The 24,274-nt window shown below is 56.2% G+C and carries 21 protein-coding genes and 3 tRNA genes; 9 read left to right on the plus strand and 15 right to left on the minus strand.

Annotated features, from left to right (window positions below; translation table 11 throughout):
* Window position 1 precedes the first annotated feature (1 nt).
* The 10 genes from Q3V30_RS18825 to nnr form a co-directional block, all read right to left on the minus strand.
* Window positions 2-202, minus strand: a complete 201-nt coding sequence (locus Q3V30_RS18825; RefSeq protein WP_034891432.1) for a DUF2065 domain-containing protein — start codon at window positions 200-202, stop codon at window positions 2-4.
* Between the two features lie 68 nt (window positions 203-270).
* Window positions 271-1,275: a protease modulator HflC gene (gene hflC / locus Q3V30_RS18830; RefSeq protein WP_306208396.1), complete on the minus strand. Its 1,005-nt coding sequence runs from the start codon at window positions 1,273-1,275 to the stop codon at window positions 271-273.
* A 3-nt stretch (window positions 1,276-1,278) separates the two neighbouring features.
* The gene (hflK, locus tag Q3V30_RS18835) at window positions 1,279-2,520 is read right to left on the minus strand and encodes an FtsH protease activity modulator HflK (protein WP_306208398.1); all 1,242 of its coding nucleotides are present in this window, start codon (window positions 2,518-2,520) and stop codon (window positions 1,279-1,281) included.
* A gap of 70 nt (window positions 2,521-2,590) precedes the next feature.
* The gene (hflX, locus tag Q3V30_RS18840; protein WP_306208400.1) at window positions 2,591-3,871 is read right to left on the minus strand and encodes a ribosome rescue GTPase HflX; all 1,281 of its coding nucleotides are present in this window, start codon (window positions 3,869-3,871) and stop codon (window positions 2,591-2,593) included.
* A gap of 201 nt (window positions 3,872-4,072) precedes the next feature.
* Entirely contained in the window at window positions 4,073-4,381 is a 309-nt protein-coding gene (gene hfq / locus Q3V30_RS18845; protein WP_306208402.1) for an RNA chaperone Hfq, read from the minus strand.
* A 102-nt stretch (window positions 4,382-4,483) separates the two neighbouring features.
* The gene (gene miaA / locus Q3V30_RS18850) at window positions 4,484-5,434 is read right to left on the minus strand and encodes a tRNA (adenosine(37)-N6)-dimethylallyltransferase MiaA (RefSeq protein WP_306208404.1); all 951 of its coding nucleotides are present in this window, start codon (window positions 5,432-5,434) and stop codon (window positions 4,484-4,486) included.
* Window positions 5,427-7,355: a DNA mismatch repair endonuclease MutL gene (gene mutL, locus Q3V30_RS18855; RefSeq protein WP_306208406.1), complete on the minus strand. Its 1,929-nt coding sequence runs from the start codon at window positions 7,353-7,355 to the stop codon at window positions 5,427-5,429. The genes miaA and mutL overlap by 8 nt, the downstream gene beginning before the upstream one ends.
* Window positions 7,356-7,429: 74 nt before the next feature.
* Window positions 7,430-9,082, minus strand: a complete 1,653-nt coding sequence (gene amiB, locus Q3V30_RS18860) for an N-acetylmuramoyl-L-alanine amidase AmiB (RefSeq protein WP_428979217.1) — start codon at window positions 9,080-9,082, stop codon at window positions 7,430-7,432.
* Window positions 9,079-9,555, minus strand: a complete 477-nt coding sequence (tsaE, locus tag Q3V30_RS18865; protein WP_306208408.1) for a tRNA (adenosine(37)-N6)-threonylcarbamoyltransferase complex ATPase subunit type 1 TsaE — start codon at window positions 9,553-9,555, stop codon at window positions 9,079-9,081. The genes amiB and tsaE overlap by 4 nt, the downstream gene beginning before the upstream one ends.
* Before the next feature lie 2 nt (window positions 9,556-9,557).
* The gene (gene nnr, locus Q3V30_RS18870; protein WP_306208409.1) at window positions 9,558-11,075 is read right to left on the minus strand and encodes a bifunctional ADP-dependent NAD(P)H-hydrate dehydratase/NAD(P)H-hydrate epimerase; all 1,518 of its coding nucleotides are present in this window, start codon (window positions 11,073-11,075) and stop codon (window positions 9,558-9,560) included.
* Between nnr and queG the strand changes: the two genes are divergently transcribed.
* Window positions 11,074-12,210, plus strand: coding sequence for a tRNA epoxyqueuosine(34) reductase QueG (queG, locus tag Q3V30_RS18875; protein ID WP_306208412.1), 1,137 nt, complete (start codon window positions 11,074-11,076; stop codon window positions 12,208-12,210). The two genes, nnr and queG, sit on opposite strands and share 2 nt — an antisense overlap.
* Before the next feature lie 302 nt (window positions 12,211-12,512).
* Here the strand turns inward: queG and Q3V30_RS18880 are convergent.
* From Q3V30_RS18880 to orn, 4 genes are all read right to left on the minus strand, one after another.
* Window positions 12,513-12,588: transfer RNA gene (locus Q3V30_RS18880), tRNA-Gly, on the minus strand.
* Window positions 12,589-12,620: 32 nt separating this feature from the next.
* Window positions 12,621-12,696: transfer RNA gene (locus tag Q3V30_RS18885), tRNA-Gly, on the minus strand.
* 33 nt (window positions 12,697-12,729) lie between these two features.
* Window positions 12,730-12,805: transfer RNA gene (locus Q3V30_RS18890), tRNA-Gly, on the minus strand.
* A 159-nt stretch (window positions 12,806-12,964) separates the two neighbouring features.
* Window positions 12,965-13,510 carry an oligoribonuclease gene (orn, locus tag Q3V30_RS18895; protein ID WP_306208414.1) on the minus strand — a complete coding sequence of 182 codons (546 nt, stop codon included), beginning with the start codon at window positions 13,508-13,510 and terminating at the stop codon, window positions 12,965-12,967.
* Between the two features lie 96 nt (window positions 13,511-13,606).
* Between orn and rsgA the strand changes: the two genes are divergently transcribed.
* The 3 genes from rsgA (at window position 13,607) to mscM (ending at window position 19,019) form a co-directional block, all read left to right on the plus strand.
* A complete protein-coding gene (rsgA, locus tag Q3V30_RS18900) occupies window positions 13,607-14,668 on the plus strand; it encodes a small ribosomal subunit biogenesis GTPase RsgA (RefSeq protein ID WP_306208416.1) in 1,062 nt (353 codons plus the stop codon).
* Between the two features lie 106 nt (window positions 14,669-14,774).
* A complete protein-coding gene (gene asd, locus Q3V30_RS18905) occupies window positions 14,775-15,674 on the plus strand; it encodes an archaetidylserine decarboxylase (RefSeq protein WP_306208418.1) in 900 nt (299 codons plus the stop codon).
* 9 nt (window positions 15,675-15,683) lie between these two features.
* Window positions 15,684-19,019, plus strand: a complete 3,336-nt coding sequence (gene mscM / locus Q3V30_RS18910) for a miniconductance mechanosensitive channel MscM (RefSeq protein ID WP_306208420.1) — start codon at window positions 15,684-15,686, stop codon at window positions 19,017-19,019.
* Between the two features lie 68 nt (window positions 19,020-19,087).
* On the opposite strand, the gene epmA is transcribed toward mscM, so the two are convergent.
* Window positions 19,088-20,065, minus strand: coding sequence for an elongation factor P--(R)-beta-lysine ligase (gene epmA, locus Q3V30_RS18915; RefSeq protein ID WP_306213251.1), 978 nt, complete (start codon window positions 20,063-20,065; stop codon window positions 19,088-19,090).
* Window positions 20,066-20,336: 271 nt separating this feature from the next.
* Between epmA and frdA the strand changes: the two genes are divergently transcribed.
* The 5 genes from frdA (at window position 20,337) to Q3V30_RS18940 (ending at window position 24,214) form a co-directional block, all read left to right on the plus strand.
* Window positions 20,337-22,118 (plus strand): fumarate reductase (quinol) flavoprotein subunit, encoded by a 1,782-nt coding sequence (gene frdA, locus Q3V30_RS18920; RefSeq protein ID WP_306208422.1) that lies wholly within the window; start codon window positions 20,337-20,339, stop codon window positions 22,116-22,118.
* On the plus strand, window positions 22,111-22,845 hold the full coding sequence (locus Q3V30_RS18925) for a succinate dehydrogenase/fumarate reductase iron-sulfur subunit (protein WP_306208423.1): 735 nt from the start codon (window positions 22,111-22,113) through the stop codon (window positions 22,843-22,845). Before frdA ends, Q3V30_RS18925 begins: the two co-directional genes overlap by 8 nt.
* Before the next feature lie 11 nt (window positions 22,846-22,856).
* A complete protein-coding gene (gene frdC, locus Q3V30_RS18930; RefSeq protein WP_306208426.1) occupies window positions 22,857-23,258 on the plus strand; it encodes a fumarate reductase subunit FrdC in 402 nt (133 codons plus the stop codon).
* Window positions 23,258-23,614, plus strand: a complete 357-nt coding sequence (gene frdD, locus Q3V30_RS18935; RefSeq protein ID WP_306208428.1) for a fumarate reductase subunit FrdD — start codon at window positions 23,258-23,260, stop codon at window positions 23,612-23,614. Before frdC ends, frdD begins: the two co-directional genes overlap by 1 nt.
* A 72-nt stretch (window positions 23,615-23,686) precedes the next feature.
* Window positions 23,687-24,214: a lipocalin family protein gene (locus tag Q3V30_RS18940; protein ID WP_306208430.1), complete on the plus strand. Its 528-nt coding sequence runs from the start codon at window positions 23,687-23,689 to the stop codon at window positions 24,212-24,214.
* The last annotated feature ends 60 nt before the right edge of the window (window positions 24,215-24,274 follow it).

The raw sequence follows: 24,274 nt of genomic DNA on the forward strand, positions 1-24,274 counted from the left end.
ATTAGCCACCGCTATGGGTGCTGATCATGTAGTAGATCACCGCGCCGGCTACCACCAGGCCACCGCCAAAACGGCGCAGCAGGGTGTCCGGTAACTGCGCCATCGATAAGATCATCCGTCGCCAGATACGCGGCAGCAGTACCGGGCCCAGACCTTCTAAAACCAGCACTAAGGCCAGCGCCATCCAAATGGTTGGGTTCATTATGTTTTCCGCTGATAAGCATAAAAAAGGGGCCGGAAAAATCCGGCCCCTTGCTTTATAACAGATTCTTAGCGGGTGGCGTTAGAGGGCGATTTCATAAAGCGGAAGAAATCGCTGTCCGGGCTCAGCACCATCACATCCTGGTTGCTGTTGAAGCTGTTTTCGTAGGCACGCAGGCTACGAATAAAGGCGTAGAAGTCCGGATCCTGGCTGAAGGCATCAGCAAACAGTTTTGCCGCTTCGGCATCCCCTTCACCCTGAGTGATCAGCGCCTGGCGACGTGCTTCCGCCAGCGTACGCGCCACTTCATAGTCCGCCTGCGCTCTGACTTTGGCCGCTTCTTCCGCACCCTGAGCACGCTGGCTACGGGCTACCGATTCACGCTCAGCACGCATACGGGCATAGATAGCATCGGAAACTTCGGTTGGCAGGTTGATCTGCTTGATGCGAACATCCACAACCTGAATACCTAATGCTGCCATGCTGTTCGGATTGAGAGCGGGCTCATTACTGGTAGTTTCACGCTCAACGCGCGCTGCCGCAGAGGCGATGGCATCATCTGCCGCTGGCGTCGCCAGCTCATCATCCTGACCGGCACTACCGGTATTCAGCGCATCACGCACATCGGTGGTCAGACGGCCACGGGAATCAGTAACGATATCCTTCACGTCCAGACGACCAATTTCAGAACGCAAACGGTCACTGAACTTACGCTTCAGCAGCACTTCCGCCTGAGAGACGTCGCCGCCGCCGGTAGCCAGATAGTAACGGCTGAAGTCACTGATACGCCATTTGATATAGGAATCGACGATCAGATCTTTCTTCTCTTTGGTAACGAAACGGTCGGCCTGGTTATCCATGGTCTGAATACGGGCGTCCAGCGACTTTACAGATTCCAGGAACGGGATCTTGAAGTGCAGACCTGGCGCATAGACCAGCGGTTTGTTTTCATCATCACGCAGAACCTTGCCGAAACGCATCACAATGCCGCGCTGGCCTTCCTGCACCACAAACAGTGACGCGTAAAGCACCACCAGCACAACAATCAATACAACGATTAATGGCTTACGCATCGCTTACTCTCTCCCTTCGCGCTGGGTATCGTTACGCTGAGCATTCACCCGGCGCTGATCCATGATGTCGTCCGGGCTGAACGACGAACTGCCGGTGGCGCGATCGTTACTGCTCGCCGGTGGCATGCGCAGCAAGCTGGTGCCGCCGTCCCGGTTATTACTCGTGGTTCCGCCAGACTGACCACGCATGATCTGATCCAGTGGCAGCACCATCAGGCTGTTGCCTTTATCATTGACCAGAATCTTGCGGGTATGACCCAGCACGCGCTCCATGGTCTCGATATAGAGACGTTCACGGGTAATCTGCGGTGCGGCCTTATATTCCGGCAGGATGCGGGCAAAGCTGTCCACTTCCCCCTGAGCTTCCAGCGTTACGCGCGCTTTATAAGCTCGGGCTTTTTCTAAAATTCCCTGCGCATCACCACGTGCGCGTGGCAGTTTGTCATTGGCATAGGCCTCAGCCTCACGAACGGACTGCTCGCGGTTTTCACGCGCAGCGATGGCATCATCAAACGACGCCTTCACATCTTCCGGTGGGCGTGCTGTCTGGAAGTTAACGTCCAGCAGCGTGATGCCCATATCGTAAGGACGGATAGTCTCTTCCAGCTCGCGCTGGGTGTCGCTACGCACCACGGTACGCCCTTCGGTGAGAATGCGGTCCATGGTTGAACGGCCAATCACGCCACGCAGCGCGCTGTCCGTTGCCTGACGCAGACTGTCATCCGCGCTGGTTACCGCAAACAGGTAGCGCTCTGGGTTAGTGACGCGGTACTGCACGTTCATTTCAACGCGTACAACGTTTTCATCAGAGGTCAACATAGTGCCGGAAGCCGACAGCTCGCGCACCGCCTCCACGTTTACCGCACGGACCTGATCGATAAAGGTCGGTTTCCAGTTAAGACCAGGCTCAACCAGATGACTGAATTTACCGAAGCGTGTGACCACACCGCGTTCCGCTTCTTTGATGGTGTAGAAACCGCTACCGGCCCAAATCACTACCGCCGCAACCACGACAATACCAATCAGACGACCACTGCGATTCGGACCAGGTTGTCCGCCGCTGTTATCGTTTTTACCACCGCCAAAACCGCCAAGCTTTTTGCTCAGCTTGCGAAAAATATCATCCAAATCAGGAGGCCCCTTATCGCGCCCTCCCTTATTTCCCCCAGAGTTGCCGCCTTGATTATTGCTGCTTCCCCACGGGTCGCGGTCCTGTCCGTTATTCCCGGGCTGATTCCACGCCATGTTTATACTCCATATAATTGTGTGTGCGGTGGTATCCCAAGGCCGGGATACGCGTGTCAGGCAAAATCAGTCAAACAATGTAATCCACCAGCGCCGGTTCCTGTTTGCACAGGCGGTGCCAGTCAACGATTGGCATGCGTATCTGTAAACTTACGCTACCATCGTCTTCGGTCCACTCTTTTTCTATCGCCTGAAGCTGATAAAAACGGCTGCGTAACCGCCCGGCTTCTGGCGGCAGACGCAAATCATACTGCGCGATTTCGCCCGCCAGCCGCTCGGTCAGCGCCTGGAACAGTAGCGAAATCCCCTCTCCCGTCTGGGCGGAAAGCCAGACGCGGACCGGTAAATTCTCTTCATCGCGATCGATTCTCGGCACAAACTCCTCGAGCATATCGATCTTATTCATCACCTGAAGCGTCGGGATCTCATTGGATTCGATCTCTTCCAACACCTCTTCAACGGCTTCAATATTCTCATCAACACGCAGGTCAGAAGCATCAATCACGTGAATCAGGAGCGTTGCTTCGCGCGTTTCCTGCAGCGTGGCTTTAAATGCCGCCACCAGGTCATGCGGCAGATGACGAATAAACCCAACGGTATCCGCCAGCACCACTTCGCCCACATCCCCGACGTCAATGCGCCGCAGCGTGGGATCCAGCGTGGCAAACAGCTGGTCAGCGACATAGACCTCAGCGGAGGTCAGGCGATTAAACAGCGTGGATTTTCCGGCGTTGGTATACCCCACCAGTGACACGGTAGGCACATCGGCCTTATTACGCGCCTGACGCCCCTGTTCGCGCTGTTTCGCCACGCGCTCAAGGCGCGAGAGAATCAGCGTGATACGGTTGCGCAGTAAGCGACGGTCAGTTTCCAGCTGCGTTTCACCCGGACCGCGCAGACCAATCCCGCCTTTCTGGCGTTCAAGGTGAGTCCAGCCACGCACAAGACGCGTAGCCAGATGGCGAAGCTGTGCCAGCTCCACCTGCAGTTTACCTTCATGGGTACGGGCGCGTTGGGCAAAGATATCCAGGATCAGACCTGTTCGGTCGATGACGCGGCATTCACAAAGGGCTTCCAGGTTTCGTTCCTGGGCCGGGCTCAGGGCGTGATCGAACAGCACCACCGATGCACCGCTGGCTTTTACCGCCTCTGCAATTTCAACTGCCTTTCCTTCACCGACGAAATATTTTGGATGGGGCGCTTTTCGGCTACCGGTTACGACTCGCAGCGCTTCGACACCCGCAGAAGAGACCAGGGTTTCGAATTCCTGCAAATCTTCCATATCCCGGTCTTGGGAAAAATAGATGTGTACCAGTACGGCCTGCTCACCGGCATCATAACGGTCAAACAAACTTAAAACCTCTCAGAACCTTGTTAAACCTGCTACACGGATGGCCATACTGCGTGAATATCAGATTTTAAATGCGCGCCTGCTCTGCAGACGGCGTTTTTTGCGCGATACGTCCTCGCTTGTCAGCGAAGAACCTTTCGGGCGGACTGCCAGGACGGGGAACCTGGTTAAAGAGGTGCCCCCGTCATGGAAGCGCAGTAATTACTCTGCGTCGTCGCTCTCTTGCTGAGGCTGAGTAGAAGCCCCCTGGGTGCTGCCATGATGATAGTTGCTGCTTCCGCCACCCGTATTGTTGCTATGATGGGAGACCGGGCGGGACGGGACAACAGTAGAGATAGCGTGCTTGTACACCATCTGGCTAACCGTGTTCTTTAATAAAATTACAAATTGATCAAACGACTCGATCTGACCCTGAAGTTTGATGCCATTCACCAAATAAATCGAAACCGGAACACGTTCACGACGCAGCGCGTTTAAGAACGGATCTTGCAATGATTGCCCCTTAGCCATTCTATCTTTTCCTTATATGCTTGTTGTTTACTACTTAAGAGCATGAACGCTCTGAAATACTGCGTAAAAATTTGCGCAAGATAATGCACTAATTGTACACAATCACCCAGGCTTCGCACTAAGAACCTGTAACAGGGTGTCGTGCGCGGCTTCCGGTTGTTCGCTATCCAGCCAGTGAACATCCTTCCAGCCGCGCAACCAGGTTATCTGTCGCTTAGCCAGCTGCCGGGTCGCACAAATTCCCCGATAAACCATGTCATCGTAAGTGATTTCGCCCGCTAAATATGACCACATCTGGCGATAACCCACACAACGAATGGAAGGCATGTCCGTATGCAAATCACCTCGTGCGTATAACGCCCGAGCCTCCGCTTCAAACCCCGACGCCAACATCTGCTGAAAACGCAGCTCAATACGTTGATGGATCACTTCGCGCTGCTGTGGAGCAATCGCGAACTGTACAACATCATAGGGCAGCGCTTCGCCAGCGGTTTTAGTCAGTTCCGTTAAAGTTTTACCCGAAATAAAAAAAACTTCCAGTGCTCGCGAGAGTCTCTGGGGATCATTCGGATGAATACGATTTCCAGCAACGGGATCTATCTCACATAATTGACGATGAAGGGCATCCCATCCCCGTTCATTCGCCTGCTGCTCAATACGCTGACGCACTTCCGGATCCGCCGGGGGCAACGGCGATAATCCTTCCAGCAAAGCCTTGTAATAGAGCATGGTGCCACCAACAAGCAACGGAATACGACCGCTTTGGGTAATCTCCGCCATTTCTGCCAGCGCATCCCGACGAAACTCTGCGGCGGAATAGGCCTCAGAAGGGTCGCGGATGTCCAGCAAACGATGGGGTGCCAACGCCAGTTCCTCAGCGGAAGGTTTGGCAGTACCAATATCCATTCCGCGATAAATCAGAGCGGAATCGACGCTGATTAACTCAACCGGCAGCTGCTGGCGTAATGCAATCGCCAGCGCGGTTTTACCGGAAGCCGTTGGCCCCATCAAAAAAATTGCCTTTGGCCGGCCAGCCTTGGATGTTTCACTCATGCTTCAGGGCGTTCATCGCCAGTTCTGTATCGATGTGCTGTAAAAAACCAGAAGGTGGCGATTTCAGTAACTGCGGGCAGAGTCTTTCAACTTCAGCCAGCAGAGCAATCGCCTGCGAGTGATTCCAGTGTGGATGCTCTGCCACAGCGTGGCGCGCCAACCATTGCGCCACCTGCGTTGCCGACGCATCCTGCTGCCGGGCGAGATAGCCTAACAGGTCTGGAATCAAGTTTTGTAAATTTTGTTGGCGTAATGGTAAAGGTACGGCGCGAAGCGTCACATGATGCGAATCGGTCTGCAGATCGATCCCCATTCTCACTAATAAATCGGCATGCTGGCCTATCGCTTCCCGCTCCGGCTTCTCCATCTTCAGCCGTACCGGAATCAGCAGCGGCTGCGGTTTAAGCCCCTCCACGCCTGGTTCCAGCTGCGCCTGCTTCAACCAGCGCTCCGCCACCGGCAGATTGATCAGTGCCAGCCGCTCCTGCGCCTCAACCACGGCATAGGACTCTCTGAGCACGGTCAGCACGCGGCCAAAGCTCTGGCTGTGGGCGCTGAGCGGCGTCTCCCGCGCGCTTTCAGGCAGAGGCTCTTTAGCTTTGGAGCTTTCCGGGGTTTGCAGGAGCTGCTGATACGCTTTTCCTTCCCTTTTCTGGTAGGCCGGCTCCTGACGCTGCCAGTGAGGAGAAGCGGCGCCCGCCTTTGCGCTTCCACCTGTACCTGATGAAGCGCCAGTTGCAGGGCGCCTGTCCGAAACAGAAGAGGCGCCATGTGCAACGGAACTGCCTTGCACATAAGGGCCTGAACTCTCGCCCTGTCCTGACCTGTTGTCCGGGGCCGGAGCGGCGAAATGGTTTCCGCCCGCTGCCTGACGATTTTCAGGCTGCCAGCGGGCAGGATCCTCTGTCTGGCTGGCGGGCGCGCCCGTCTCCTGCAGCACGCTCACCACCCCCTGATAGATAAAGTCGTGCACCAGCCGCGATTGATGAAAACGTACTTCATGCTTGGCGGGATGGACGTTCACGTCTACCTGATGCGGATCGATTTCCAGATAGAGCACATAGGCGGGCTGGTGATTCTCTCCCAGCTTGTCCTGATAGGCCTGGCGGATGGCATGGTTGATCAACCGATCGCGCATCATCCGGCCATTCACATAGCAATATTGCAGATCGGTAATAGTGCGCGATCCCACAGGGTCAGCCACCCAGCCCCGCAGGCTCAGATCGCCATGCTGCCACTCAATCGCCAACGCATGCGCCAGGAAACCCGTCCCGCATATTGCGCCAAGCCTGCGTTCACGCTGGCTGCTCTCTTTCACGCCGCGATACTGGCGGATCAATTTCCCGTTGTGGGTCAGTGAAAAGGCGACATCAAACCGCGCCAGCGCAATACGGCGGATAATTTCATCTATGTGGGTGAATTCAGTTTTCTCGGTGCGCATAAATTTGCGCCGGGCTGGCGTGTTGTAGAAGAGATCCAGCACCTCCAGCGTGGTTCCTACCGGGTGGGCCGCGGGCTTCAACGTCACCGCCATCTCCCGGCCTTCGGCATAGGCTTGCCACGCTTCCGCCTGCGCCTCTGTGCGCGAGGTGAGCGTAAGCCTTGATACTGAACTGATACTGGCCAGCGCCTCACCCCGGAACCCCAGGCTGGTAATCGCTTCGAGATCGTCCAGCGTGGTGATTTTGCTGGTGGCGTGACGCGCAAGAGCCATCGACAGCTCATCTTTACCAATACCGCTGCCGTTGTCGCGGATGCGGATCAGCTTCGCGCCACCTTTATCAATTTCGATATCGATGCGCGTGGCACCAGCGTCCAGACTATTTTCCACCAGCTCTTTAACTACCGACGCTGGCCGCTCCACCACTTCACCAGCGGCTATCTGGTTAGCAAGCTGAGGAGGCAACACCTGAATCGGCATAGTTAAATCCTTGTGATGAATGAAATTGCCCGAACGGCCTGCAAACGTTGGGGAACAAGACACTGCCGCCAGTTTTACGAGGCTGGGATAGTCAGCGTCTGCCCCAGCATAACGTTTTGCGACTTCATTTTATTCGCCTGCTGTATCGCCTTTGGGCTGACGCCATAGTGGGCGGCAATGGCGGTGAGCGAGTCGCCACGCACCACTTTATGCCGCGCCGGCGACTTCGCGACGCTGCCGCCCGCCGGGACTTTCAGCCGCTGCCCGATCCAGACTACATCGCGCTTCAGGGTATTGAGTGAGCGCAACGTCGACATACTCACGCCATAGTGCGCGGCGATGCCGGAAAGCGTCTCTCCCCGTTTTACCACATGGCGCTGAGTCGCCCCAGTGTATTGGGTCGATTCGGGTGCCGGATTGGGTTCAACATTAACCGCCGTTGCGGACTGCAAGGGACGGTTTTCCTCCTTTGGGATAGATTGCAGCGGGTGCGCCAGGAAGTAGTTGCGGAGTCCTTTGTAAATCGACTCGGCAATCTTCTGCTGGTATGCGCTACTGCCGAGCAGTCGCTCCTCCGAAGGATTACTGATAAAGCCGGTTTCCACCAGCAGAGAGGGAATATCCGGCGAGCGAAGAACGCCCAGGCTGGCATGTTCCGGCCGACGCTTATGGAGCGATCCCACGCGCTGCAGCTGCGCAATGACCTTTACAGCGACATCATAGCCAACCCGCTGCGAGTGGCCGAACTGCAGGTCCAGTACCGCCTGGCTGAGGTAAGGATCTGCCTGGCTGTTCGCCAGCAGGTCTCCCGCCCCGCCCAGTAGCTCAGACTGCTTTTCATGCTGTTCCAGCCAGCCCGCCATCTCACTGTTGGCACGCCGGTTAGAGAGCACCCAGACAGAGGCGCCAGAGGCGCTGCGGTTAGGCGCGGCATCGGCATGCACCGAGACCAGGACGTTGGCATTCTGCTTGCGCGCAACGTCCGAACGTCCCATGACCGAAATAAAGTAGTCGCCGTCGCGGGTCATTACGCCTTTGAACATCGGATCAGCGTTCAGCAACGCCTTCAGCTTGCGGGCAATGGCGATGGTCACATTCTTCTCTTTCAGGCCACCTGCGCCAATCGCACCGGGATCCTGACCGCCATGACCGGCATCAATCGCCACAATTACCTGCTCATTGACCGAGCGAGGCGTTCTGCCAGGCGCCACAACCTGATTGCCGCTGGTAACGGTTGTCACAGGATTGGCTTTAAAAGGATTCTCTTTCGGGGAAGAGGGGGCGCTTCGGGAAGCGCTGCTCACTTCAGCCGTGCTACGGGTTGATGACGTGGCGGATTTAGTGCCGTTGATAGTGAACACCACGTTGTAGTTATTGCCGTTACGCTGCGTGACGGCCCGGGTTTTGCCCGACTGCGTCAGCTCAAACACCAGCCGGATACTTTGATTATCCTTGGGCTGGCTGGAGCGGATGCGCTTAACGATGTTCTCGCCGCTGAAGCTCAGCGGCAGCCCTTTCACCACGCCGCTCTGACGAATATCCAGCACTACCCGATCCGGATTGTGCAGCGGAAAAAAGCCATAGATGGGCTGTCCGCTGAAACTCAGCGTGACGGTCGCTTTGTTATCACCGTTGGAGACCTGGATATCGGATAAATTGGCTGCAAGCGTGCTGAAAGTTGACAGTAAAAGCGCCAGTACCAAACCAAACTTCATGCGCAATCTCATCGCCAATCCTTTTCCGACGCAACTTGCTGGACCATCTTTTCCCCAACGGCGCTGCAGGCGATGAGTTCCGCCTGACGCGCGCTGCCCTGATAGCTCAGGGATAACTCAATATCCGGCACGGGCAGGAAGCCGGCACCCTGTTGCGGCCACTCTACCAGGCAGATGCTTTCGCCGGTGAAATAGTCGCGAATGCCCATAAACTCCAGCTCTTCCGGATCGGCCAGGCGATAGAGATCGAAGTGGTAAATCTGCCGGTCGGGCAGAAGATAGGGTTCCACCAGCGTATAGGTAGGACTTTTGACGTTGCCCTTATGACCTGACGCCTGCAGAAAACCGCGGCTGAAGGTGGTTTTTCCGGCACCCAGGTCGCCATACAGATAGAGGGTCACCGCGCCCTGACTGGCACGGGCCAGAGTGGCACCTAAAGCGAGGGTTGCAGCCTCATCGGGCAATGCGATTACACAGGTCTTCATGCTTATTTATTCAGAATCTCTGGATTAACAAAAAGATACAGCTCGGAAAAAAGATCGGTCGCCACCATTCCCCTCGTGCCATAGCGGGCCGAAACCGCTTCAGCCGCCGCACCGTGGGCTACGCATCCTGCACAGGCGGCATCGAACAGTGAGAGCTTTTGCCCCAGCAAGCTGCCAATGATACCTGACAATACATCTCCCATACCGCCGGAAGCCATGCCTGCATTCCCCACATCGGCAAACGCCATCTCACCGCTTTCACTGGCGATAAGAGTACCGGCACCTTTCAGTACCACTACACCACCGAAGCGATTTGCCAATTCTCTGGCTGAATGTAAGCGGTCACTCTCGATTTTACTGGTCTTAACGTTCAGTAAGCGAGCCGCTTCACCCGGATGGGGGGTAATTATCCGATTTTGACGTTTATCGGGTCTGATTGCCAGCAGGTTAAGCGCATCTGCGTCCCAAAGCATCGGTTTCTGAGAATTTTCCACCTTTTGCAGCGCTTTTTTCCCCCATTCACCCTGACCCAGGCCGGGACCGATGACGATCACGTCCGCCCACTCCAGCGATTCGTCAATGGCCTGAGCGGTTAATTCCTGCACCATCAGTTCGGGCCGCGCCGTCAGCAGCGGCGTAATATTGTCTTTGTGAGTAAGTACTCGCACTAATCCAGCTCCGGCTCGCAGCGCCGCCTCTCCGGTCATGCGAATGGCGCCAGCGGTGCCGTGATCGCCGCCAATAATCACCAGCTTGCCATGATCGCCTTTATGCGAGGTGGGCTTGCGGGGCTGCAACCACCCTGAAAGCGAGGAGGCATCAAAACGTGCGAGAGGCGCCTCCTGCCCGGCAAGCCAGCTGTCGAGGCTCAGGGCGTGAAAATGCAGTTGACCGATATAGTCGCGCGCTTTACCCGTCAGCAAGCCCGGCTTCAGGGCTATAAATGTCAATGTATGCGTGGCGGAGATTACCGCGCCAGGGGCTGTACCGTTAGCGGCTACTAACCCTGAAGGAATATCTACGGCAAAAACATCGGCCCGATGCGCATTCGCTTTATCGATCAGTTCGGCGTAAGGCGTTTTTGGCGGCCGGTTCAACCCGGTTCCCAGCAACGCATCAACAATCACATCCACCTTTTCCGGCCATGCCGTCGCCGGATCGTGAATGATGCCGCCTGCCGCCAGCCAGGCATCCCGTGCCTGTGCCGCTTCTTCAGGCAACGGTTTGCTGCCTTCGCAGGCGATTACCGTGACGGAGAGTCCCGCCGACTGGGCGAGTCTGGCGATGACAAACCCATCGCCGCCGTTATTACCGTGCCCGCACAAAATCAACCAGTGACGGCTATCGGGCCACTGTTTGCGCAGCGTGGCAAAAGCCGCTTCCCCTGCCCGCTGCATCAGTTCAAACAGCGTTAAGCCCAGCGCATCTGCGGCTTCCTGCTCAAGCTGAGCCATCGCCTCTACAGGCCAGACAGAATAGGGTAAACTGGTAGGGTTAATTTGTTGGTTTAGGTTAGTCATGTCGCATCCTCTCGATCTCCATCAACTTGCCCGGGATATTAAACAGTGGGGGCAGGAACTCGGCTTTCAGCAAGTAGGTATCTGTGATACCGATTTAAGCCCTGAAGAGCCGCGCCTGCAGGCCTGGCTGGACAACCAGTATCATGGCGAGATGGCGTGGATGGCGCGTCACGGCATGATGCGCGCCCGTCCCCATGAACTGCTGCCCGGCACGCTGCGGGTCATCAGCGTGCGGATGAATTATCTTCCCGCCAAAGCGGCCTTCGCCAGCACCCTGAAAAACCCTCAGCTGGGCTATGTCAGCCGCTATGCTCTCGGGCGCGATTACCACAAAGTATTACGCAATCGACTGAAAAAGCTCGGAGACTTGATCCGCGAGCGCTGTTCAGAAGCGCAGTTCCGCCCTTTCGTGGACTCCGCACCGGTTCTGGAAAGGCCGCTGGCGGCCAAAGCGGGGCTGGGCTGGACAGGCAAACATTCGCTGATTCTCAACCGTGAAGCGGGATCGTGGTTTTTCCTCGGTGAGCTGCTGATCGATCTGCCGCTGCCCGTGGATCAACCGCAGGAAGAGCAGTGTGGGCGCTGCGTCGCCTGCCTGACTATCTGCCCCACCAATGCCATTGTCGAACCCTATAAGGTTGACGCCAGGCGCTGTATTTCCTATCTGACCATTGAGTTGGAGGGCGCAATCCCTGAAGAGTTCAGGCCGCTGATAGGTAACAGGATCTACGGCTGCGATGACTGCCAGCTGATCTGTCCCTGGAATCGCTATGGTCAGTTGACCGATGAAGAGGACTTCAGCCCGCGTGCTGTCCTGCACGCCCCGCCGCTGACGGAGCTGTTCGCCTGGGATGAGGCAAAATTCCTGCGGATAACGGAGGGCTCAGCCATCCGGCGTATTGGTCACCTGCGCTGGTTGCGCAACATTGCAGTGGCGTTAGGGAATGCCCCCTGGTCGGCAGAAAATGTTGCCGCGCTGGAAGCCAGGCTGGGGGAAAATGCGATGCTGGATGAACATATTCGCTGGGCGCTTAACCAGCAGCTAGTCCGCCGCAGTGAAAATGCCATAGAGATAAATGGACAGCAGAAAAGGCTGGTAAGGGCAGTAGAAAAAGGATTAACACGCGATGCATAAGTGTACAGCCGGATTGTGGCTAAAGTTGTCCACACGCTGTGTATAAAAATAAAAACCCGTTGTCATTCAATTGTCACAGAAAGCACAAGCGATCCGGATAACAATTTGAAATATTAATATAAGCAGTAAAAACAGAGAATTACATAATAAACGCAAACATTTACGACTTAGCAGAACGCGTTACAGGCAGGATTAACTTGTGGATAACTCTGTTAAAGAACTTTTGCAAAGGTTGATGAAAAGCGAAGCGCAGGCGGCTTATCGCTGTGGATAAATCGTCTGTAGAAAGAGAGGTGATGTTTTGGAGCGGGAAACGAGACTCGAACTCGCGACCCCGACCTTGGCAAGGTCGTGCTCTACCAACTGAGCTATTCCCGCTTAGATATCTGGTGACGGACTGCAAAAACATTTGGAGCGGGAAACGAGACTCGAACTCGCGACCCCGACCTTGGCAAGGTCGTGCTCTACCAACTGAGCTATTCCCGCTTGGGTGCTTACTGCGATACTACAAAATCAATTTGGAGCGGGAAACGAGACTCGAACTCGCGACCCCGACCTTGGCAAGGTCGTGCTCTACCAACTGAGCTATTCCCGCTCTGCGTAACGAGTAAAAACTGTCTCGGTACGGGGTGCGCATTATACGAGAAAACAGACCTGCCGCAAGCCTGTTAACGGAAAAAATTTCTCTTTTTCGCTCGACTGCTGATTAAATCAACAAAGTGGCAATTTAATCAGCAACGACAGGCAGTCTGGTTTACAGCTGGATAAAATGTTCGCGGTAATAGGCCAGTTCCGCTACCGATTCACGAATATCATCCATCGCCTGATGGGTGCCCTGCTTTTTAAAACCAGGCAAAATAGCGGGCTTCCAGCGGCGTGCCAGCTCTTTCAGCGTGCTGACGTCAAGGTAACGGTAGTGGAAGTAAGCTTCCAGTTCCGGCATGTATTTAAACAGGAAGCGGCGATCCTGGCCGATGCTGTTGCCACAAATAGGTGAACTGTTGGCAGGTACCCACTCTTTCAAAAATTCGATGGTCGCCAGCTCTGCCGCACGGTCATCATACTGGCTCGCCTTAACGCGCTCGACCAGGCCGCTGTTGGTATGTGTGTTTACATTCCACTCATCCATCAGCGCAAGCTGAGCATCGGACTGATGAACCGCAAAGACCGGGCCCTCCGCCAGGATATTGAGATCGGCATCGGTTACCAGGGTGGCAATCTCAATAATACGATCCTGTTCCGGGTCCAGCCCGGTCATTTCAAGGTCAATCCAAATCAGGTTACTGGCATTTGCAGGCATAGGGATCCTCACCGTGGCTTATATCATCAAACATTAGGGTGTATCATAAACGTTTTGCCCTGTCAGGGCGAAGCCTGCCAAACCGTGTGAGGAAGAGTGAGTAAAAACAAACTGTCCAAAGGTCAGCAACGTCGCGTGAGTGCCAACCACGACCGCCGTCTTAAACAGCGTGCGGATAAACCAGAACCCGATGACAGCCTGTTTGGCGAAGCGCGGGACGGTGTGGTCATTAGCCGTTTTGGCATGCACGCTGATGTGGAAGATGCGGATGGTTCAGTGCACCGCTGCAACATCCGCCGGACCATTCGTTCACTGGTGACCGGCGACCGCGTGCTCTGGCGCCCGGGTGTGCAAGGCGGCGCAACCGTAAAAGGTATTGTAGAGGCCGTCCATGAGCGCACCTCGGTCCTGACGCGCCCCGATTTTTATGATGGCGTAAAGCCGATTGCCGCCAATCTCAATCAGATTATTATTGTCTCTGCAATCCTGCCCGAGCTGTCGCTGAACATCATAGATCGCTATCTGATAGCCAGTGAAACGCTCGACGTGGAGCCGCTGCTGGTGCTGAACAAAACGGATCTGCTGGATGATAAAGGCCGTGAGTTCGTTGATAAGCAGATGGAGATCTACCGGAACATTGGCTACCGCGTGCTGATGGTTTCCAGCCATCAAAAAAACGGTCTGGAAGAGCTGGAAGCTGCCCTGACCGGACGAATCAGCATCTTTGCCGGGCAGTCTGGCGTGGGTAAATCAAGCCTGCTGAACACCCTGCTGGGCCTGGAGCTGGGCACCAATGAGATCCTGACCAACGACGTATCAGACGTTTCCGGCCTGGGCCAACATACCACCACCGCCTCTCGCCTCTATCATTTCCCGCACGGCGGCGATGTGATCGACTCCCCAGGCGTTCGTGAATTCGGTTTATGGCATCTTGAGCCGGAACAAATCACCCGGGGATTTGTCGAATTCCGGGAGTATTTAGGCCACTGTAAATTCCGTGATTGTAAACATGATAACGATCCGGGCTGTGCCATTCGTGAAGCCGTAGAAAAAGGCGAAATCGCTGAAGCACGCTTTGAAAGCTACCACCGGATTCTGGATAGCATGTCTGATATGCAACTGAAAACACGGCGTAGTTTCTCAGAAAACAGTGACTGATACTGGCCCGCCTGCAATCAGCGGGCGGGCACCATAGCCTAATCACCAGGGCGCTGTTACAATCCGCCCCGTTTCTCTATTTGTCTGAGCAAGCCAGGAGGCTACTGTGTTGGATCGTCTTAAACTCGGCCTGAACGCTGTTTTACCTAAAAAAGGCCTGACTGAACTCGCCGGCTGGGGCGCAGGAAAACGCGCAGGCTGGTTGACTAAAGCGGTTATCGATACCTTCGTCTGGTTCTATAAAGTCGATATGAAAGAGGCTCAGAAACCAGATACAGCAAGCTACCGCACCTTTAACGACTTCTTTGTCCGCCCACTGCGCGATGAAGCCAGACCGATTGAAACCGATCCGAATTTGCTGGTGCTGCCTGCCGACGGCGCGATCAGCCAGTGTGGTCATATTGAAGGCGACCAGATTTTCCAGGCGAAGGGGCATACCTATTCGCTGGAAGCGCTGCTGGCGGGTAACGCGGCCATGACCGAGATGTTCCGCGACGGCGAGTTTGTGACCATTTACCTGGCACCGCGGGATTATCACCGTGTGCATATGCCCTGCAACGGCATCCTGCGTGAAATGATCTACGTGCCTGGCGATCTCTATTCGGTTAACCCGCTGACGGCACAGAATATTCCAAACCTGTTTGCCCGTAACGAACGCGTTATCTGCCTGTTTGATACCGAATTTGGGCCGATGGCGCAGATTCTGGTGGGTGCAACCATCGTTGGCAGCATTGAAACCGTCTGGGCCGGCACCGTAACGCCGCCGCGTGAAGGCGTAATCAAACGCTGGAGCTGGCCGGGTGCTGAATCAGAAGAGTCGGTGGTGCTGCTTAAAGGCCAGGAAATGGGCCGTTTCAAGCTGGGATCGACGGTGATCAACCTGTTCGCCAAAGATCGGGTTAAGCTGGCCGAGAGCCTGACGCCAGAAACCGTCACGCGCCTTGGCCAGACGCTGGCTATCGCACTGCAGAAAACCAGTGCCGAAGATGTTCTCCACCACTCATAGCAGACACGCATGTTACGCCTGATTCTCACCGTTTTATTGGGCTGGAGCCTTCTCCAGCCAGCCTGGGGTGCCAGTGCACCCGACGCCGCCCCGATCAAGCAGCAGCTTGATGAGGCGAAGTCGGACAAAAATATGCCGAATCAGGCGGACGTCGTGGATGCGCTGCAGACGGCGCTGAACTGGCTGGAGGAGCGGGAAAAATCACTCGCCAATTCAGATGACTATCAGCAGGTTATTGACGGCTTCCCCAAACTCTCCCGCGATCTTCGCCAGCAGATTGTCGCGCTGGCGGAGAGTCCTAAAACCCTCAGCAACACCATCACCGCGCCAGAACTGGATCAGGAGATCCTCCAGGTCAGCAGCCAGCTACTGGAAGAGGGTCGCCAGGCGCAGCAGGAGCAGGACCGCGCCCGCGAAATCAGCGACTCTCTGGCTCAGCTTCCGCAGCAGCAGACGGAAGCGCGCCGGGCGCTGAATGAGATTGAACGCCGCCTGCAGGGACAGCCCTCGGCCACTACACCGCTTGCGCAGGCGCAGCTTGCTGCCCGTCAGGCTGAATCCGCCGCGCAAAAAGCCAAAGTGGATGAGCTGGAGCTGGCTCAGCTTTCAGCTAATAATCGCCAGGAGCTGGCCAGAATGCGCAGCGAGCTGCATCAGCGCAAGGCTGCTCAGCTTGATACCTATCTGCAGGATCTCCGCAATCAGCTCAACAGCCGCCGTCAGCGCGAAGCGGAAATTGCGCTGGAGCGCACCGAGCAGCTGGCGGAAAACAGCGGCGAGCTGCCGAAAAATATCAGTAGACAGTTCCGCGTCAACCGCGAGCTTTCCAATGATCTGAATCAGCAGGCGCAGCGCATGGACCTTGTGGCTTCCCAGCAGCGTACGGCCACCAACCAGACCATTCAGGTGCGCCAGGCGCTGAGCACCATTCGCGAGCAGTCGCAGTGGCTGGGCGTCTCTAACGTGCTGGGCGAAGCGCTGCGCGCGCAGGTTGCGCGCCTGCCGGAGATGCCCAAACCCCAGCAGCTTGATATCGAAATGGGTGAGCTGCGGGTACAGCGGCTGCGCTATGAAGATCTTCTTGAGCAACAGCAGCAGCTGCGTAAGCTGAAGCAGGATGATGGCAGCCCGCTCACCAGCGAGCAAAGGCGTATTCTGGATGCGCAGATCAAGACCCAGCGTGAGCTGATAAACTCTTTACTCTCCGGCTGTGACAACCTGATCCTTGAGGTTACCAAGCTCAAGGTCGCTAATGGCCAGCTGGAGGATGCGCTCCACGAAGTGAAAGAGGCCACGCACCGCTATCTGTTCTGGACAGCGGACGTGAATGCGTTAAGCCTGAACTTCCCGCTGGATCTGGCGCGCGATCTGAAAAGCCTGCTTTCTCTGGATACTCTCGGCCAGATGGGCGGCGCGCTGGTGATGATGTTTACCAGCCGTGAAACCGTGATCCCCATTATCGGCGCCGTGTTGCTGGTGGGCTTCAGCCTGAGTTCCCGCCGTCATTACCGCGAATTTATGGCTCGCTCGGCCAGCAAAGTGGGCAAAGTCACGCAGGATCGGTTTGGCCTGACCATGCGTACCGTGTTCTGGTCAATCCTGGTTGCCCTGCCCCTTCCTGTGCTCTGGATGGCGCTGGGCTACGGCCTGCAGCATGCCTGGCCCTACCCTATCGCCGTTGCCATTGGCGATGGCGTCACGGCGACGGTGCCGCTGCTGTGGGCATTTATGATTAGCGCCTCTTTTGCCCGCTCTCAGGGGCTGTTCATCGTGCATTTCCGCTGGCCCCAGGCGCGGGTTGCCCGCGCGATGCGTTTTTACACGCTGTGCGTCGGGCTGGTAGTGCCGCTGATTATGCTGTTGATCAGTTTTGATAATCTGGATGACAGGCAGTTCTCCTCCACGCTGGGCAGGCTCTGCTTTATTCTGATCTGCGGCGCACTGAGCCTGGTGACGGTCAGCCTGAAGCGGGCCGGCATTCCGCTGCATCTCGACAAAGAGGGCAACGGCGAGAACCTGATCAATACGCTGCTGTGGAACCTGATGATCTGCATCCCGCTGATCGCCGCGCTGGCCTCCTGCATTGGCTATCTGGCGACGGCGCAGGCGCTGCTGGCAAGGCTGGAAACCTCCGTGGCTATCTGGTTCCTGCTGCTGGTGATCTACCACATTATTCGTCGCTGGATGCTTATTCAGCGCAGACGCATCGCCTTCGATCGCGCCCGTAACCGACGGGCGGATATCCTGGCGCAGCGGGCAAAAGGAGAAGAGGAGGCCGCGACGCCTCAGACCAACTCCGACACGCTGGAAGTGGAAGAGCCGGTGATTGACCTGGATGCTATCAGCGCGCAGTCGCTGCGGCTGGTGCGCTCGATTCTGACGCTGATCGCCCTGATCTCGGTCATCGTGCTCTGGTCAGAAATCCATTCGGCGTTTGGTTTCCTGGAAAACATCCGGCTGTGGGATGCCAGCACCACCGTGCAGGGCGTTGAAAGCCTGCAGCCGGTCACGCTGGGTTCGGTACTGATTGCGGTTCTGGTGCTGATTATCACCACGCAGCTGGTGAGAAACATGCCCGCGCTGCTGGAGCTGGCGCTGCTGCAACACTTAAGCCTGACGCCGGGCACCGGCTACGCCATCACAACTCTGACCAAATATGTGCTGATTTTTGTCGGCGGCCTGGTGGGCTTCTCGATGATTGGCGTGGACTGGTCGAAGCTGCAATGGCTGGTCGCGGCGCTGGGTGTGGGATTAGGGTTTGGTTTGCAGGAGATCTTCGCCAACTTTATCTCTGGTCTGATCATTCTGTTTGAGAAGCCGATACGCATTGGCGATACCGTCACCATCCGCGATTTAACCGGCAGCATCACCAAAATCAACACGCGCGCTACCACCATTACCGACTGGGACCGCAAAGAGATCATCGTGCCGAACAAGGCCTTTATCACCGAGCAGTTTATCAACTGGTCACTCTCTGACTCGGTGACGCGCGTGGTCCTCACCATTCCTGCGGCGGCGGAAGCTAACAGTGAAGAGGTTACCAACGTGCTGCTTACTGCCGCGCAGCGCTGCCAGTACGTGCTGGACACACCGCCAGCAGAAGTTTATCTGGTCGATCTGCAGCAGGGCATACAGCTGTTTGAGCTGCGTATTCATGCCGCCGAAATGGGTCACCGTATGCCGCTACGCCATGAACTGCATCAGCTGATCCTTCGCGGTTATCAGGAGCACGGGCTGGAGATGCCGTTCCCGCCGTTCCAGGTGCGGATGGAAACCATTGGCCGCAAGACGCCTGCGCAAAACGGCGCGCCCGCGGCAAGAACTTACAAATCGGGTGGATTGTAGAGCCAGTGGCCGGGGCGGAATAACAGCTCAGAAAACGGAGGCGGTGGAGAACCGCCTCCGGTAGCGGGTCAGCAGCGATCGACGGAGAAAGCGATCACTTCACTCAGCGTTTCCGCTTTCAGTGCCAGCATCACAATGCGATCCACGCCTAACGCCACGCCTGAACAGTCCGGCATGCCGTGCGCCAGCGCATCCAGCAGATTAGTATCAACAGGATGCTGCGGCAGGCCACGCGCGGCGCGTTTCCGGTTATCCTGCTCGAACCGCTGACGCTGTTCACGGCTGTCGGTCAGCTCGCGGAAGCCATTTGCCAGCTCAATTCCCCGGAAGTAAACCTCAAAACGCTCCGCAACGCGGTGATCCTCAGTACTGATCTCCGCAAGAGCCGCCTGGCTTGCCGGGAAATGATAGACAAAGGCGGGTTTATCTTTACCAATCTGCGGCTCCACGCCCATCATAAACAGCAGTTGCAGCAGCGTGTCGCGGTCTTCTTCACGGTTCGCCAGCTCGCCCACGCCCAGCTTTTCAGCGACTTCACGCAGCTGCGTTTTGTCTGCTGAGAGCGGGTCGATCTCCAGGTGACGGATAAAAGCCTGCTGATAAGAGAGCGTTTCTGCCGGTGCGCATTCCAGCACCTGCTGCAGCAGATCGTCCACCTCATTCATCAGCCGGTACATATCGTAGTGTGGTCGGTACCATTCGAGCATGGTGAATTCAGGATTATGATGGCGCCCTGCTTCTTCGTTACGGAAGCTGCGGCAGAGCTGAAAGATGGGACCGCTCCCCGCCGCCAGCAGACGCTTCATATGGTATTCCGGGCTGGTCATCAGATAGAGATCCAGCCCCTGCGCCGCGCCTGGCCCGACGAAACGGGTCTGGAAAGGAAACAGATGAACATCGGTCACCGTCGCCTGGCTCATGGCAGGGGTTTCCACTTCTAATACCCCTCGATCGGCAAAGAATCGCCGAATTTCCGCCATAATCGCCGCACGCTTCAACAAATTGGCAATGGGTGCGCTCGGCAGCCAGCTGGCCGTATCGCTCATCATCTTTACTCCTCATCAGACAGGGTGAAGCAGTCTACCTGTACCGGCAGGAACACACAAATTTGCGCGGAGAAATTCCCCTTAAGCGCTAAACAGCCTGACAAACAGCGGGTAAAAACCCTGACGCCGCTCCCGTTTTTTCTGTTTATTTCCCGACCAAATACCGGAACATATCAAGTTTAGCGGTGATGGGCAGTTTTATACTGATGCCCCTGGAAAAAATAAGGGCATGCCCTTTTTTCCACTCTGACAGTCTGACAGGGAGAACACTGTGCACACTTGTACTGCCGATCTGGTCATTGTCGGCGCTGGCGGGGCTGGCCTGCGCGCCGCCATTGCCGCTGCCGAAGCAAATCCCACCCTCTCTATTGCGCTGGTTTCCAAAGTCTATCCCATGCGCAGTCACACGGTCGCCGCTGAAGGCGGCTCTGCTGCCGTTACTCAGGCCCATGACAGTTTTGACCTGCATTTTCAGGATACCGTTGCAGGCGGTGACTGGCTTTGCGAGCAGGATGTCGTCGACTATTTTGTTGAACACTGTCCGCGTGAGATGACGCAGCTTGAGCTATGGGGCTGCCCCTGGAGCCGCAAGGAGGATGGCTCGGTTAACGTTCGCCGCTTTGGCGGCATGAAGATTGAGCGCACCTGGTTTGCTGCGGATAAAACCGGTTTTCATATGCTGCATACGCTCTTTCAAACCTCGCTGAAATATCCGCAAATCCAGCGTTTCGACGAGCACTTCGTGCTTGATTTACTGGTTGATGAAGGCAAAGCGCGCGGCCTGGTGGCGATGAACATAATGGAAGGGACGCTGGTGCAGATCCATGCGGCGGCGGTGGTGCTGGCTACCGGCGGCGCTGCCAGAGTCTATCGCTATAACACCAACGGCGGCATCGTCACCGGCGACGGCATGGGCATGGCGCTGCGTCACGGCGTACCGCTGCGCGACATGGAGTTTGTGCAGTACCATCCCACCGGACTTCCCGGATCGGGGATCCTGATGACCGAAGGCTGCCGGGGCGAAGGCGGCATCATGGTCAACAGACACGGCTATCGCTACCTGCAGGATTATGGCATGGGGCCGGAAACGCCGCTGGGTCAGCCAAAAAATAAATATATGGAGCTGGGCCCGCGCGACAAAGTTTCTCAGGCTTTCTGGCACGAATGGCAGAAGGGCAACACTATCGCTACGCCACGCGGAGACGTGGTTCATCTTGACCTGCGCCACCTTGGCGAGAAGAAGCTGCACGAACGGCTGCCGTTTATCTGCGAACTGAGCAAGGCCTACATCGGCGTCGACCCTGCAGAGGCCCCGATCCCCGTCAGGCCTACCGCCCATTACACCATGGGAGGAATAGAAACCAATACCGGGTGTGAAACACGTATCTCCGGGCTGTTCGCCGTGGGTGAATGCTCATCCGTGGGGCTGCATGGCGCCAACCGTCTGGGTTCCAACTCGCTGGCGGAGCTGGCCGTCTTTGGCCGGTTAGCCGGGGAAAATGCGGCCGCGCATGCCCTGCAACATCCGGCTAAATTCACCAGCGTGGTGGAGGCTCAGGCAAGGGACTGCGAAAGCCGCTTAAAAGGTCTGGTCAATCAGCAGGGTAAAGAGAGCTGGTCTGCTCTGCGCGATGAGATGGGGCTGGCAATGGAGGAAGGGTGCGGCATTTACCGCACGCCTGAGCTGATGCAGAAAACCATCGATAAACTGGCCGAGCTGCAGGAGCGATTTAAACAGGTGCATATCAGCGATACCAGCAGCGTTTTCAACACCCAGCTGCTTTACAGCATCGAACTTGGTCACGGCCTCAACGTAGCGGAGTGCATGGCGCATTCGGCGATGCAGCGCAAAGAGTCCAGAGGGGCCCACCAGCGTCTGGATGAAGGTTGTACCACGCGCAATGATGAGCAGTTCCTTAAACATTCGCTGAGCTACTACACCCCGGCAGGCGCGCCCGTTATTGCCTGGGATAAGGTGAACATCACCCGTCTGCCGCCAGCAAAACGCCTCTATGGCGCAGAGGCGGAACACAAGGAGGCTACTCATGGCTGAACTCGCCCGCTGTAGAATCGATATTCAGCGCTATAACCCGGAAACCGATCTGCTGCCGCGCAATGAAATTTTCGAGGTTCCCTGGGATGAGCAGACCTCATTGCTGGACGCGCTGGGCTATATCAAAGATAACCTGGCTTTCGATCTCTCCTGGCGCTGGTCATGCAGAATGGCGATATGCGGCTCCTGCGGCATGATGGTGAACGGCGTCCCCAAGCTGGCGTGCAAAACTTTTCTGCGCCACTACCCGCAAGGAATGAAAATTGAGCCGCTGGCCCATTTTCCCGTTGAACGGGATCTGATTGTGGACATGAGCCGCTTTATTGAAAGCCTGGAAGCGATCAAACCGTGGATTATTGGTAATCCGCGCGAGGCGGCAAAAGGACCCAACCGGCAAACGCCTTCGCAGATGGCGAAATACCACCAGTTTTCCGGCTGTATCAACTGCGGCCTCTGCTATGCCGCCTGCCCACAATTTGGTTTAAATCCCGAATTCATTGGTCCGGCCGCTATTACCCTGGCGCACCGTTATAACCTCGACAATCGCGATAAAGGGCGGGCGCAGCGTATGCCTCTGCTCAACGGCGATAACGGCGTCTGGCCCTGCACCTTTGTGGGTTACTGTTCAGAAGTATGCCCCAAACATGTCGATCCGGCTGCCGCTATTCAGCAGAGCAAAGTGGAAAGCACCAAAGACTTTATGATTGCCACCCTCAGACCGCAATAAGGAGCCGCCAGATGAGTACCAAGAGGAAACCTTATCATAAGCCGATTGCCGCTAACTGGTGGCAACAACTGGGCTTCTACCGCTTTTATATGCTGCGCGAAGCCACCGCCATTCCGGCCGTCTGGTTCAGCCTGGAGCTGATTTACGGACTCTTTGCGCTGAAAAAGGGTGAAGAGAGCTGGCTCGCCTTTGTTGCTCTGTTGCAGTACCCGGTGCTGCTGGTGATAAACGTGCTGGTGCTGGCCGCCGCCCTGCTGCACAGCAAAACCTGGTTCGACCTGGCCCCCAAAGCGCAGATCCTTGTGATGGGTGGTAAAAAAGTCTCCCTTGGCCCAATTGTTAAGGGGCTATGGGCGGTAATGATTCTGGTCAGCCTGATCCTGCTGACTTGGGTACTGGTACAGGAGCAGTAATGAAAAAGCTGACAACACGTTCAGACGAACCTATTTTCTGGAGCCTGTTTGGAGCAGGCGGCATGTGGGCGGCGATTGTCTCGCCAGTAGTGGTTTTGCTGGTGGGGATCTTTTTACCGCTGGGGATTGGCACCAGCGGCGGGCTGAGCTACGAACGGCTGCTGCATGCCGCTCACACTCTGCCTGGCCGTCTCTTTCTTTTTCTGGTGATTGTGATGCCGCTCTGGTGTGGCCTGCACCGGCTCCATCACGGCATGCATGACCTCCGCCTGCACGTTCCTGCCGGCAAATGGGTGTTTTATGGGTTTGCTGCAATCCTCACCGTGGTCACGGCTATCGGCGTGATGACACTGTAAATCTCAGGCGGCCTACCGCCGCCTGATAAAAATCTTCTATACTCAAGCCATTCATACTTAAAGGAATAGCTTATGTCTCTGTGGAAATTTCTGGCGGCCGGTACCGGCGCCCTGCTCTCGGTAGCCTGTAGCACCACGCCGCCCAAAGGCGTGACGCCGGTCGAAGGCTTTAACGCTGACCTCTATCTGGGAAGCTGGTATGAAATCGCAAGATTAAATCATCCCTTTGAGCGGGGCCTGGATCACGTTACGGCTACCTACAGCAAACGGGACGATGGCGGCTTAAAAGTGGTGAATCGTGGCTATAACAGTAAAAAAGAGCGCTGGCAGGAGAGCGAGGGGAAAGCCTATTTTACCGGCGAGCCAAGCCGGGCCGCGCTGAAGGTTTCATTCTTCGGCCCGTTTTACGGTGGCTATAACGTAATTGCGCTGGATAACGCCTATCAACATGCGCTGATTTGCGGGCCCAACAGAGACTATTTGTGGATCCTCTCACGCACGCCGCAGATTAGCGACCAGGTTAAAACAGCACTGCTGGAGAAGGCTCGAACGGATGGATTTGCGGTGGATAAGCTGATTTGGGTGAAGCAGACGCATTAAGGAGTACTGGACGGAAGAGATTGCGTAAGCGGGTTTCCCGGAAGGTCAATGAGGCCGGTG

The organism is Erwinia pyri, assembly GCF_030758455.1.
Lineage (GTDB): Bacteria > Pseudomonadota > Gammaproteobacteria > Enterobacterales > Enterobacteriaceae > Erwinia > Erwinia pyri.